The organism is Kitasatospora sp. NPDC001175 (genome assembly GCF_053598215.1).
In genome coordinates this window covers 1-14,238 of the sequence record NZ_JBSFJU010000113.1, presented here as the reverse complement: position 1 = coordinate 14,238, position 14,238 = coordinate 1, and the positions used below count along the sequence as shown (strand labels likewise).

At 74.1% G+C, this 14,238-nt stretch carries 1 protein-coding gene and 1 pseudogene; both read right to left on the bottom strand.

Annotated features, from left to right (window positions below):
- Positions 1–2,003: pseudogene (locus tag ACWDAK_RS38495) on the bottom strand (type I polyketide synthase); the annotation flags it as partial.
- A gap of 81 nt (positions 2,004–2,084) precedes the next feature.
- The coding region (locus ACWDAK_RS38490; RefSeq protein ID WP_427396070.1) for a type I polyketide synthase at positions 2,085–14,238 on the bottom strand (12,154 nt) is incomplete at its 5' end.

The window sequence follows — 14,238 nt, the reverse complement described above, 5'->3', positions numbered from 1 at the left end:
ACCGCGGCATCCGCCAGCGACAGCACCCCGGCCACGTGCGCCGCGGCCAGCTCACCGATCGAGTGACCCGCCAGGAAGTCAGGACGCACACCCCACGACTCCAGCAGCCGGAACAGCGCCACCTCCACCGCGAAGATCGCCGGCTGGGTGTACTCGGTCCGGTCCAGCTCTTCGCCGCCGAACACCACCTCGTGCAGCGGACGCGCGAGATGCCCGTCCAGCTCCGCGCACACGGCGTCGAAAGCCTCGGCGAAGACCGGGAAGGTCTCGTACAACTCGGCACCCATGCCGAGGCGCTGGCTGCCCTGACCGGTGAACAGGAAGGCGGTCTTGCCCTCGACCGTCCTGCCCACGACGAGCTGCGCGGACGAGTTCCCCGAGGCCAGTGCGTCCAGGCCGCGGAGTACGCCGTCCCGGTCCTCGGCGATCACCACCGCGCGGTGGTCCAGGACGGCGCGGCTGGTGGCCAGCGAGTAGCTGACGTCGGCAGGCTCCAGGGCCGGGTGGGCCGCCAGGTGGTCGCCGAGCCTTGCCGCCTGCCCGCGCACGGCGGCGGCGGTCCGGCCGGAGAGCTGCCACGGCAGCACGGCCGGGGCGGGGCGGACCTCCGTCTCCGGGGCGGCGGGGGTCTCGGGGGCCTGCTCCAGCACGGTGTGGGCGTTGGTGCCGCTGATGCCGAAGGAGGAGACGGCCGCCCGGCGCGGGCGTCCGGTCTCCGGCCACGGCCGGCACTCGGCCAGCAGCTCGACGGCGCCGGCCGACCAGTCCACGTGCGGGGTGGGCTGGTCGATGTGCAGGGTCCGCGGCAGTACGCCGTGCTGCATGGCGAGCACCATCTTGATGACGCCCGCGACGCCGGCGGCGGCCTGGGTGTGGCCGATGTTGGACTTCACCGAGCCCAGCCAGACCGGTTGGTCCTCGGGCCGGTGCTGACCGTAAGTGGCCAACAGCGCCTGCGCCTCGATCGGGTCGCCGAGGGTGGTGCCGGTGCCGTGGCCCTCCACCGCGTCGACCTGGTCGGCGGTCAGTCCGGCGTTGGCCAGCGCCTGCTTGATCACGCGCTGCTGGGACGGGCCGTTCGGCGCCGTCAGACCGTTCGAGGCGCCGTCCTGGTTGACCGCGCTCCCCCGCACCACGGCAAGAACCGGGTGCCCGTTGCGCTGGGCGTCGGAGAGCCGCTCGACCACCAGCAGACCGACGCCCTCGGCCATGTTGGTGCCGTCGGCGCCGCCGGCGAACGACTTGCAGCGGCCGTCGGCGGCCAGCCCGCGCTGGCGGCTGAACTCGATCAGCGTGCCGGGGTTGGGCATCACCGTCACGCCGCCGGCGACGGCCAGGGTGCACTCGCCGGTCCGCAGTGCCTGCACCGCCAGGTGGAGGGCGACCAGGGACGCCGAGCAGGCGGTGTCCACGGTGACGGCCGGACCCTCCAGGCCGTAGGTGTAGGAGAGACGGCCTGACATCACGCTGGCGGTGTTGCCGGTGCCGAGGTGGCCCTCGAAGCTCTCGGCCGAGCGCATCAGGACCGGTGTGTAGTCCTGGCCGTTGGTGCCGACGAAGACGCCGGTACGGCTGCCGCGCAGGGTGGCGGGGTCGATCCCGGCCCGCTCGAACGCCTCCCAGGAGACCTCGAGCAGCAGGCGCTGCTGCGGGTCCATGGCGAGCGCCTCGCGGGGCGAGATGCCGAACAGGGCGGCGTCGAACCGGTCGGCCTCGTGCAGGAAGCCGCCCTCGCGGGTGTAGGCGGTGCCCTGCGCGTCCGGGTCCGGGTCGTACAGACCCTCGATGTCCCAGCCGCGGTCGGTCGGGAAGCCGGAGATCGCGTCGCCACCGGAGGCCAGCAGCTGCCAGAGGTCCTCCGGGGAGTTCACCTCGCCGGGGAAGCGGCAGCCCATGGCGACGATCGCGATCGGCTCGCGGGCTTTCTCCTCCAGGCCGCGCAGTCGGTCGTGGGCCTCGTCGAGGTCCTTCAGGACGCGCTTGAGGTAATCGCGGAGCTTGTCTTCATTGGCCATCGGAACGCTGCCCATTCGAATCGTCGGGACACAGGCTGAGGGGGTTGCGGCACAGTGCGTCCAATGCGGTCAGCCCCTGCCGAACTTCTTGTCGATGTAGTCGAAGATCTCGTCGTCGGAGGCGTCGTCGTCGAGCGTGGCCGAACCGCCGTCCACCGCTTCGCTGTTGGCCTCGTTCCAGGTGGTGAGCAGGGCCTGGAGCCGGGCCGCGATCCGTCCGTGCGCGGTGTCGTCGGACAGGCCGGCCGCGGCGAGCGAGGCGAGTACGCCCTCCAGACGCCCCAGCTCCTCGAGGAGCTGCGGCTCCGCCTCGGTGGCGCCGGGCGCCACCTCGGCCCGAAGGTACTCGGCCAGCAGGGCGGGCGTCGGGTAGTCGAACACGAGCGTGGCCGGCAGGCGCAGCCCGGTGGCCGCGCCCAGCCGGTTGCGCAGTTCGACCGCGGTGAGGGAGTCGAAGCCCAGCTCGCGGAACGCCTGCCCGCCGCCGACCAGGTCCACCGAGGTGTAGCCGAGCACGGCGACCACGTGGTTGCGCACCAGGTCGAGCACCACCCGCTCCTGCTCGGCCGCCGACAGGTCGGCCAACTGCTGGGTCAGGGTGGCCGGTTCGGCTTCGGCGGTGGCGGCAGTCACCGCCGCGGCACGGCGTACCGGGACCCGGACCAGGCCGTGGAACAGCGTCGGCAGCGCGCCCGGAGTGGCTGCCAGGGCGCGCAGCACCTTCAGGTCCAGGTGCATCGGCACCAGCACCGGCTCGTCCGGCACCGTCAGGGCGGTGTCGAAGAGCGCCAGGCCCTGCTCGGCGGTCATCGGCAGCACACCGCCGCGCGCCGACCTGGCGAGGTCGACCTCGCTCAACCGGCCCGCCATGCCTCGGCGTTCCGCCCACATGCCCCAGACCAGGGAGACCGCGGTGAGTCCACGGGAGCGGCGGTGGCGGGCGAGCGCGTCCAGGAACACGTTCGCCGCGCCGTAGTTGCCCAGGCCCGCGCCGCCGAGGGTGCCGGCGGCGGCCGAGAAGAGGACGAAGGCCGCCAGGTCCAGGTGCTCGGTGAGCTCGTGCAGGTTGACCGCCGCGTCCACCTTGGGGCGCAGCACCCGGCCCACCCGCTCGGGGGTGAGTGCGCCGATCACGCCGTCGTCGAGCACCGCGGCCGTGTGGACCACCGCGGTGAGCGGGTGCTCGGCGGGCACCCGGGCCAGCAGCGCGGCCAGTGCCTCCCGGTCGGCCGTGTCACAGGCGGCGATGGTCGCCTCGGCACCCAACTCGGTGAGTTCGGCGGCGAGTTCCGCGGCGCCTTCGGCGGCGGGGCCCCGGCGGCTGGTCAGCAGCAGGTGCCTGACGCCGTGCTCGGTGACCAGATGGCGGGCCAGCAGGGCGCCCAGACCGCCGGTGCCTCCCGTGACCAGCACGGTGCCCTGCGGGTCGAGCGGCCGGGCCGCCGGGGTGTCGGCCGCAGCCTGGACCGGGACCCTCGCCAGCCTGGGGACGAGGGCCGTACCCGCGCGCAGCGCGAACTCGCTCTCGCCGGAGGCGATAACGGCCGGCAGTCCCGGCAGCAGGCGGCGGGAGTCCTCGTCGTCGTCCAGGTCCAGCAGGACGAACCGGTCGTGGTTCTCGGTCTGGGCCGCCCGGACCATGCCCCACAGGGGTGCGTGGACCGGATCGGCCTCGGTGTCACCGGAAGTGACGACGGCTCCGCCGGTCACCAGGACCAGGCGGGTGGCGGCGAGCCGGTCGTCGGCCAGCCAGTCCTGCAGCAGGGCGAGGGTGCGGTGCGCGGCCGTGTGCACGGCGGGCACCAGGCCCGGTGCACCGCCGTCGGCCGCGGCGCAGGCCACCAGGACGGTGTCCGGAGCCGGACCGCCGTCCGCGACCGCCGCCGAGAGGGCGACCAGGTCCTGGTAGGAGTCGACCCGGGCACCGGCGGTCTCCAGGGCCAGGCCCAGCTTGAAGTCGTCGGCTCCGAGGACGGCCCAGTGGCCGCCGGCCGCCGCCGGCTGCGGGACGGCCAGCGGCGTCCAGTCCACGCGGAACAGCGCGTCGTGGTGGCCGGCCGCGTTCGGTCCGGCGAACTGCTCGGCCGAGACGGGACGCAGGACCAGGGACTCCACGGAGGCGACGGGCGCGCCCGTGCCGTCGGCCACGATCAGGGAGACCGCGTCCGGCCCGGCCGGGGTCAGCCGGACCCGCAGCTCGGCGGCCGAGGCCGCGTGCAGGGCGAAGCCGTTCCAGGCGAACGGCCTGCGGGCCTCGGGCTCCTCCTCGGTGGCAGTGCCGGCCCCGAGGGCCTGGGGCTGCAGCGCCGCGTCGAGAAGCGCGGGGTGCAGTCCGTACGAGTCGGCTTCCCCCTGCAGTTCCTCCGGCAGGCTGACCTCGGCGTAGATCTCGTCGCCGTGCCGCCACGCCCTGCGCAGTCCCCGGAAGGCCGACCCGTAGCACAGCCCGGCCTGCGCCAGCCGCTCGTAGTGGCTCTCGACCGGCAGCTCGACGGCGCCGGCCGGCGGCCAGTCGCCCGGGTCGAGCGGTGTCGCGGGCGCGGCGGCGACACCGAGGAGACCGGCCGCGTGGCACGTCCAGGGTGCCGAGCCGGTGGCGTCCTCCGGCCGGGCGTACAGGCTCAGCGGGCGGCGACCCGAAGGCTCGGCTCCACCGACCACGAGCTGGAGTTGGAGGCTGCCCTCCTCCGGCAGGACCAGCGGGACGTCCAGCGTGAGTTCCTCGACCACGCCGCAGCCGACCTGGTCACCGGCTCGTACCGCCAGCTCCGTGAACACGGTGCCCGGCAGTAGGACGGTGTCGCCCACCGCGTGACCGGCCAGCCAGGGGTGCGTGCGCAGCGAGAGCCGCCCGGTGAACAGGAAACCGTCACGGTCCGGCAGTTCGACGGCCGCGCCCAGCAGCGGGTGCTCGGCCGGAGCCAGTCCGGCCGAGGCAACGTCCGCCGGCCCCGAAGCGGAGGGCTCCACCCAGTAGCGGCGGCGCTGGAAGGCGTAGGTGGGCAGGTCGACCCGGCGGGCGCCCCGGCCCGCGAAGACCGCTTGCCAGTCGATGCTCGCACCACGCACGTACGCCTGGGCGACGGCGGTGGTCAGCGCCTGCGTCTCGGAACGGCCCGTGCGCAGCAGCGACACGAACGCCGCGTCCTCGCTCACGCCCTCCTGGCCCATCGCGGACAGGACACCATCGGGCCCCAACTCCACGAAGGTACGGACGCCTTCGGCCTCCAGGGCCTGGACCGCGTCGTGGAAGCGGACCGCCTCGCGGACGTGACGCACCCAGTACTCGGGCGAGCACAGCTCCTCCGCCGAAGCGGTCCGGCCGGTCAGCATGGAGACGATCGGGATCCGAGGCTCGGCGAAGGCCAGGCCCTCGGCGACCGCACGGAACTCCGCGAGCATCGGCTCCATCAGCGGCGAATGGAACGCATGGCTCACCGTCAGCCGCTTGGTCTTGCGACCCTGCGCAGCCAGCTGCTCGGCGACCGCGACAACGGCCGCCTCGGCGCCCGAAACCACCACCGAGGAAGGCCCGTTGACCGCCGCGATGCCCACCTCGTCGGTCAGCAGCGGCAGCACCTCCTCCTCGCTCGCCTGCACCGCCACCATCGCACCGCCCGAAGGCAGCTGCTGCATCAGGCGGCCGCGAGCGGCCACCAGCGCAGCAGCGTCCGCCAGGGAGAGCACACCCGCGACGTGCGCGGCGGCCAGCTCACCGATCGAGTGACCCGCCAGCAGGTCGGGCCGCAGGCCCCATGCCTCGACCAGCCGGAACAGCGCCACCTCGATCGCGAACAGCGCCGGCTGCGTGTACCCGGTCTGGTCCAGCTCCTCGCCCGAGAACACCACGTCGCGCAGCGGACGGTCCAGGTACTGGTCCAGGTGCGCGAACACCTCGTCCAGCGCATCGGCGAAAGGCGGGAACGCCTCGTACAGCTCGGCGCCCATCCCGGCCCGCTGGCTGCCCTGACCGGTGAACAGGAACGCCGTCCGGCCCGCTACCACCGAACCGTGCACCAGGTTCCCGGCCGACTCACCCGAAGCCAGCGCGGCCAGCTCCCGGACTGCGACGTCACCGCCAGCCGCGACGATCACCGCCCGGTGCTCGAACGCGGCCCGCGACACCACCAGCGAGTGGCCGACGTCGGTCAGCGACAGCTCGGGCCGCTCCGCCAGGTGAGAGCGCAGCCGCGCGGCCTGCTCGCGCAGGGCCGACTCGGTGCGTCCCGACAGCAGGAGCGGGACGGCCCGACCGTCGTCCTGGGGGATGTCGGCGACCGCCGGGAGGGGTGGCGCCTGCTCCAGGACGGTGTGCGCGTTGGTGCCGCTCATACCGAAGGAGGACACCGCCGCCCGGCGCGGGCGGCCGGTCTCCGGCCAGGGCCGGGCCTCGGTCAGCAGCTCGACCGCACCCGCGGACCAGTCCACGTGCGGCGACGGCTCGTCGATGTGCAGGCTCTGCGGCAGTACGCCGTGTTGCATGGCGAGCACCATCTTGATGACCCCCGCCACGCCGGCGGCGGCCTGGGTGTGGCCGATGTTGGACTTCACCGACCCCAGCCACAGCGGCGAAGCCTGGTCGCGGTCCCGGCCGTAGGTGGCCAGCAGCGCCTGCGCCTCGATCGGGTCACCCAGGCGGGTGCCCGTGCCGTGCGCCTCGACCGCGTCGACGTCCTCGGCCGACAGTCCGGCGGAGGCCAGGGCCTGGCGGATGACACGCTGCTGGGAGGGGCCGTTGGGGGCGGTCAGGCCGTTGGACGCACCGTCCTGGTTCACGGCGGAGCCGCGGACCACGGCCAGGATCGGGTGTCCGTTGCGCCGGGCGTCGGAGAGCCGTTCGACCAGCAGCATGCCGACGCCCTCTCCCCAGCCGGTGCCGTCCGCGTCCGCCGAGAACGCCCGGCAGCGGCCGTCCTCCGCCAGACCCCGCTGGCGGCTGAAGGAGACGAACGCACCCGGCGTGGACATCACGGTGACACCGCCGGCCAGGGCCAGCGTGCACTCGCCGTTCCGCAGCGCCTGCACGGCCATGTGGAGGGCGACCAGCGAGGAGGAGCAGGCCGTGTCCACCGACACTGCCGGGCCCTCCAGGCCGAAGGTGTACGAGAGCCGGCCCGAGACCACGCTCGCGGCGTTGCCGGTGCCGAGGAAGCCGCCGAGCTCGTCGGAGGCGTCCATGGCGAGCTGGAGGTAGTCCTGGCCGTTGGTGCCGACGAACACGCCGGTCCGGCTGCCGCGCAGCAGCCCCGGGTCCATTCCGGCCCGCTCGAACGCCTCCCAGGAGGTCTCCAGCAGCAGACGCTGCTGCGGGTCCATCGCCAGTGCCTCGCGCGGCGAGATCCCGAAGAAGACCGGGTCGAACTCGGCCGCGTCGTAGAGGAATCCGCCCTCACGGGTGTAGGCGGTGTTGGCCTGCTCGGCGTCGCTGCTGTACAGCGCCTCCAGGTCCCAGCCGCGGTCGGTCGGGAAGCCGGAGATCGCGTCCGTGCCCGTCGACAGCAGCTGCCACAGCTCCTCGGGCGTGGTGACCCCGCCCGGGAAGCGGCAGCTCATCGCGACGATCGCGATCGGCTCGTCCTCCGCGACGCCGCCCGGTACGGGCAGCGCGGCCTGGCCGGCGGCGGCGCCGAGCAGTTCGGCGTGCAGGTGGTCGGCCAGCGCGCGCACCGACGGGTAGTCGAAGACCACCGTGGCGGGCAGTGCCAGCCCGGTCTCCGCGGCCAACAGATTGCGGAACTCGACGGCGGTCAGCGAGTCGAATCCCAGCTCGCGGAACGCCTTGCCGACCTCGATGCCCTCCGGGTTGCCGTAGCCGAGGACGGTCGCCACCTGGGTGCGCACCAGGTCGAGGAGTACGGTGTCGCGTTCGGCCTCGGTCAGGTCCACGAGCCGCTGCGCCAGCGTGGTCGAACCGCCGGCCACAGGCCGGTCGCCGTTGGCTTCGTCGATCGCCCGGCGGGCCTCCGGCAGCTCGTCGAGCAGCCGGCCGGCGCGAGTCGCGACGAAGGAGGGGGCGAAGCGCTCCCAGACGAAGTCGGCCGCGGTCACCGTCACATCGCCCGAGGACAGCGCCCGGTGCAGGAAGGTGAGGCCCGACTCCGGTGCCATGGCAGGCAGTCCGCCCCGGTTCAGGCGCTCCTCCAGGGTGCGGTCGGTGGCCATGCCGCTCTCGGCCCAGGGGCCCCAGGCGATGGAGGTGGCCGCCAGGCCATCTACGCGGCGCTGCTCGGCGAGGGCGTCCAGGAAGGCGTTGGCGGCGGCGTAGTTGGCCTGGCCGGCGCTGCCGATGACACCCGCGACGGAGGAGAAGAGGACGAATGCGGAGAGGTCGAGCCCGGCGGTGAGTTCGTGCAGGTTGAGCGCCGCGTCCACCTTGGGACGGGCCACGGCCGCGAACCGTTCGGCGGTCATACCGTCCACGACGCCGTCGTCCAGCACACCGGCGGTGTGGAACACCGCCGACACCTCGACGGACGCCAGCAGCTCCGCCAGCGCGGCACGATCGGCCACGTCGCAGGCCGCCACCGTGATGGTGACACCCGACTCGGCCAGCTCATCGCGCAGTTCGGCCGCACCGGGAGCGTCCAGGCCGCGACGGCTGGTCAGCACCAGGTGCTCGGCACCGTTGCGCGCCAGCCAGCGGGCGACCTGCGCCCCGAGGGCACCCGTACCACCGGTGACCAGGACGGTACCGCTCGGCTGCCAGTTCGGCGCGGTGGCGTCCGGCTTGGCGGCGCGCACCAGGCGACGGGCGAAGAGGCCGGAGGTACGTACGGCGACCTGGTCCTCGTCACCTGCCAGGGCGCCCGCCAGCCGTGCGAGGGCCCGCTCGTCAGCGGCTTCCGGAAGGTCGATCAGGCCGCCCCAGCGGTCGGGGTGCTCCAGGGCCACCACCCGGCCCAGACCCCAGATCTGGGCCTGCGCCGGACTGGCGAGCCGGTCGCTGCGGCCGGTCGAGACCGCGCCCCGGGTCACGCACCACAGCGGGGCGGGGATACCGGCGTCACCGAGGGCCTGCACCAGGGCCAGCGTCTCGGCCACGCCGCCGGACTGCGCCGGCAGCGCCAGCACGCCGGCCACCGGCTCCGGACCGGCAGCGTCCGCCAGACGTGCGGCGAGCTCGGTGCGGTCGGTGCCGAGCAGGATCTGGCGGACGTCCGCGCCGCGATCGGCCAGCAGCCGCGCTACGTCCGTCATGCTCTCCCCGGCCCGCCCGGACGGGACGGCCACCAGCCAGGTGCCCGACAGCACGGTGGCGGCCGGGTCGGCGACCGGCTTCCAGGTGACCTGGTAGCGCCAGCCGTCCACGGTGGACTCGGCGCGGGCCTGCTTGCGCCAGGCGGACAGCGCCGGCAGCAGCGCGCCCAACTCGCGGTCACCGTCGACCTGGAGGGTCGCGGCCAAGGTGTCCAGGTCCTCGCGCTCCACGGCCTCCCAGAAGCGCGCGTCCACCTCGTCCGCCGCGGTGACGGTCGTCCGGGCCGCCGGCTCCAGCCAGTACCACTCACGCTGGAAGGGGTAGGTGGGCAGGTCGATCCGGCGGGCGCCGCGACCGGCGAAGACCGCCTGCCAGTCGAGCCGCGCGCCGCGCACGTACACCTGGGCCAGGGCGGTGGTCAGCGCCCGTGCCTCCGGACGGCCCGCGCGCAGCGCCGGCGCGAAGAGGGCGTCCTCGGTCGCGCTCTCCTGGCCCATCGCGGACAGCACCCCGTCCGGGCCCAACTCCAGGTACGTACGGACGCCTTCGCGCTCCAGGGTCCGGACGGCGTCGTGGAAGCGGACCGCCTCGCGGACGTGGCGCACCCAGTACTCGGGGGTGTGCAGCTCGTCGGCGACCGCTCCGGTGAGGGTGGAGACGACCGGGATCCGCGGTTCGTGGAAGGTCAGGCCCTCGGCGACGGCGCGGAAGTCGGCGAGCATGCCGTCCATCAGCGGGGAGTGGAAGGCGTGGCTGACGGTGAGCCGCTTGGTCTTCCGGCCCTGGGCGGCGAGCTGCTCGGCCGCCGCCAGGACGGCCTGCTCGGCTCCCGAAATCACCACCGAGGCCGGCCCGTTGACGGCCGCGATGCCCAACTCGTCGGTGACGAACGGCAGGACCTCGTCCTCGCTCGCCTGCACCGCGGCCATTGCGCCGCCCGAGGGCAGCTGCTGCATCAGGCGGCCGCGAGCGGCCACCAGCTTGGCGGCGTCCGCCAGCGACAGCACCCCGGCGACGTGCGCGGCGGCCAGCTCGCCGATCGAGTGGCCCGCCAGCAGGTCGGGCCGCAGGCCCCATGCCTCGACCAGGCGGAACAGCGCCACCTCGACCGCGAACAGCGCGGGCTGGGTGTAGCCGGTCTGGTCGAGCTGCTCGCCCGCGAACATCTCCTCGCGCAGCGGACGGTCCAGGTGCCGGTCCAACTCCGCGCAGACGGCGTCGAGAGCGGCGGCGAACGGCGGATACGCGTGGTACAGCTCCTGGCCCATGCCGAGGCGCTGGCTGCCCTGACCGGTGAACAGCAGAGCGAGCTTCCCTCCGCTCGCCGAGCCCCGGACGATTCCGGCGGCCGGCTCTCCGGCCGCCAGCGACCGCAGCGTGCGGACGAGTTCCTCACGGCCCTCGGCCACCAGCAGCGCCCGGCGCTCCAGGGTGGCCCGGGTGGTCGCCAACGAGTAGGCGACGTCGGCGAGTTCGTCCTCGCTCCGGGTCTCGACGAAGGACAGCAGCCGCTCCGCCTGGGCCCGCAGCGCGTCTTCGCTCTTCGTGGACAGCAGCCACGGCAGCACGGCGGAGCGTCCCGGCTCCGCGGCGGCGGCCTCCGGCTGCTCGGCGGTCTCGGGGGCCTGCTCGATGATGGTGTGGGCGTTGGTACCGCTGATGCCGAAGGAGGACACCGCCGCCCGGCGCGGGCGTCCCGTCTCGGGCCAGTGCCGGGCCTCGGTGAGCAGTTCGACCGCGCCGGCGGACCAGTCGACGTTGGGCGACGGTTCGTCCACGTGCAGGGTCTGCGGCAGGATGCCGTGCCGCACGGCCATCACCATCTTGATGATGCCTGCGACGCCGGCGGCGGCCTGGGTGTGGCCGATGTTGGACTTCACCGAACCCAGCCACAGCGGCGAGGCCTGGTCGCGGTCCCGGCCGTAGGTGGCCAGCAGCGCCTGGGCCTCGATCGGGTCGCCCAGGGTGGTGCCGGTGCCGTGCGCCTCCACGGCGTCGACCTCGTCGGCCGACAGTCCGGCGGAGGCCAGGGCCTGGCGGATGACGCGCTGTTGGGAGGGGCCGTTGGGGGCGGTCAGGCCGTTGGAGGCGCCGTCCTGGTTGACGGCGGAACCACGGACCACGGCGAGGACCGGGTGGTTGTTGCGCCGCGCGTCGGAGAGGCGCTCCACCAGCAGCATGCCGACGCCCTCACCCCAGCCGGTGCCGTCGGCCGCGGCCGCGAAGGACTTGCACCGGCCGTCGGCGGAGAGGCCGCGCTGGCGGCTGAAGTCGACGAAGGTCTCGGGTGTGCCCATGACGGTGACGCCGCCGGCCAGCGCCATGGTGCACTCGCCGCCTCGCAGCGCCTGGATCGCCCAGTGCAGCGCGACCAGGGAGGAGGAGCACGCGGTGTCGACGGTGACCGCCGGGCCTTCCAGGCCGAGCGTGTAGGCGACGCGGCCGGAGGCGATGCTGCCGGAGTTGCCCGTGCCGAGGTAGCCCTCGACGCCGTCCGGGAGTTCGCCGATCGCCGTGGCGTAGTCGTGGTACATCACACCGGCGAAGACGCCGGTCCGGCTGCCGCGCAGCGTGGCCGGGTCGATGCCGGCGCGTTCGAACGCCTCCCAGGAGGTCTCCAGCAGCAGGCGCTGCTGCGGGTCCATCGCGACGGCTTCGCGCGGCGAGATCCCGAAGAACGTCGGGTCGAACAGGCCCGCGTCGTGCAGGAAGCCACCTTCGCGGGCGTACGAGGTGCCCTGGTGATCCGGGTCCGGGTGGTAGAGGTTGTCCAGGTCCCAGCCACGGCCGGCCGGGAAGCCCGAGATCGCGTCCCGCGCCTCGAAGACCAGCCGCCACAGGTCCTCGGGCGACTCCACGCCGCCCGGGTAGCGGCAACTCATCCCGATGATCGCGATCGGCTCGTCGTCCAGGACCGCGACCGGGGCGGCGACCGATGCCTCGGTCTCCTCGCCGACCAGCTCCGAGCGCAGGAAGGCGGCCAGTGCGGCGGGCGTCGGGTAGTCGAACACCAGCGTCGCCGGCAGCCGCAGACCCGTCGCACCGTTCAGCTCGTTGCGCAGTTCGACCGCGGTCAGCGAGTCGAAGCCGAGCTCCTTGAACGCCCGGCCCGCCTCGACCGAGGTGGTGTCCGGGTAGCCCAGGACGGACCCGACGCGGCCGCGGACCAGGTCGAGCACCGCCTGCTCGCGTTCGGTGGCGGGCAGGGCCCGCAGCCGGCCGGCCAGCTCCGAGCCCGCCGCCGGAGCGGAGCGCACGGCGCGGCGGACCGGGCCGCGGACCAGTCCGCGCAGCAGCGGCAGGACCTCGCGGCCGTCGTCCGCCCGGAGCGCGGCCAGGTCGAGCCGCATCGGGACCAGGGCCGCGTCGACGCCGGCAGCGGCGCTGTCGAACAGGGCGAGGCCTTCGGCCGCGGAGAGCCCCTGCACGCCCGAGCGGGCCATCCGGTCGACGTCGCCGCCGGCGAGCGCGGCCGCCATACCGGTCGCCGTGCCGGCGCCCTCGGCCCACAGCCCCCAGGCGAGGGACACGGCCGGGAGGCCGGCGGCGCGGCGCCGCTGGGCGAGGGCGTCCAGGAAGACGTTGGCGGCGGCGTAGTTGGCCTGGCCCGGGCCGCCGAAGGTGCCGGCGGCGGAGGAGAAGAGGACGAAGGCGGTCAGCTCGAGATCGGCGGTGAGCTCGTGCAGGTTCCAGGCCGCGTCCACCTTCGGGCGCAGCACGGTGTCGATCCGCTCGGGGGTGAGCGAGGAGACGATGCCGTCGTCGAGGACACCGGCCGTGTGCACCACACCCGTCAGCGGGAACTCCGCCGGCACCGAGGCCAGTACGTCCGCCAGCGCCGCACGGTCAGCGACGTCACACGCCGCCCAGGTCACCTCGGTGCCCGACTCGCGCAGTGCGGCCGTCAGTTCCGCGGCGCTCTGGGACCCGCCGCCGCTGCGCGAGACCAGCAGCAGGCTGCGTACGCCGTGCTCGGCAGCCAGATGACGGGCGACCAGACCGCCGAGGGTGCCGGAGGCGCCCGTCACCAGGACGGTACCGTCGGTGCCGAACACCGGTGCGGCGGTGGATGCTTCGACGCGTGCCAGGCGCGGGACCTTCACCCCGCCCGCACGGATGATGAACTCCGGCTCGCCCGAGGCGAGCGCGCCCGCCAGGAGTTCGCCGGTGCCGTCCTGGGCGTCGAGGTCGGCCAGGACGAAGCGGTCCGGGTTCTCCGCCTGCGCGGAGCGCAGCAGGCCCCAGACCGGGGCGTGGGCCAGGTCCTCGCCGCCCGCCGCCGCGCCACGGGTCACCAGGACCAGGCGGGAGTCGGCGAACCGCTCGTCGGCCAGCCACTCCTGGACGACGGCCAGCACCCCGTGCAGCACGGCGCGGGCGGTTGACGGAAGGTCGTCGGTGGCCACCGGATCCAGCGCGAGGAACACCTCGTCGGGAACGGACCCGCGCTCGTCGGCGGCAGCCCCCAGGGCGGCCAGGTCGGTGAAGCACTCGACACCGGTTCCGGTCGGGTCCGTGCCGAGGGCGGCCCAGCGGCCCGCGGGCGCGGCCGGGACCGGGAGCGAGGTCCACTCCACCCGGAACAGCGACTCCGTGTAGCCGCCGCGCACCTGCTCCACGGAGACCTCGCGCAGCACCAGCGACTCGACCGAGGCGACCGCCTGACCGGTCTCGTCGGCGAGTTCCAGCGAGACGGCGTCCGTGCCGGTGCGTGAGAGCCGTGCCCGCAGGACGGCGGCGCCCGAGGCGTGCAGGGTCACACCGTTCCACGAGAACGGGAGCCGGCCTCGTCCGGTGTCCTCCAGCAGGTCGACGGTGCCCAGCACGTGCAGTGCCGAGTCCAGCAGCGCCGGGTGCAGGCCGAAGGAGGCCGCGGTGTCGCGCGCGTCCTCCGGCAGCGCCACCTCGACGAACACATCGTCGCCCGACTGCCAGGCGGCGCGCAGGCCCTGGAACACCGGACCGTACCCGAAACCGGCAGCGGCCAGCCGCTCGTACAGGTCCTCGACCTCGACCGCGACCGCC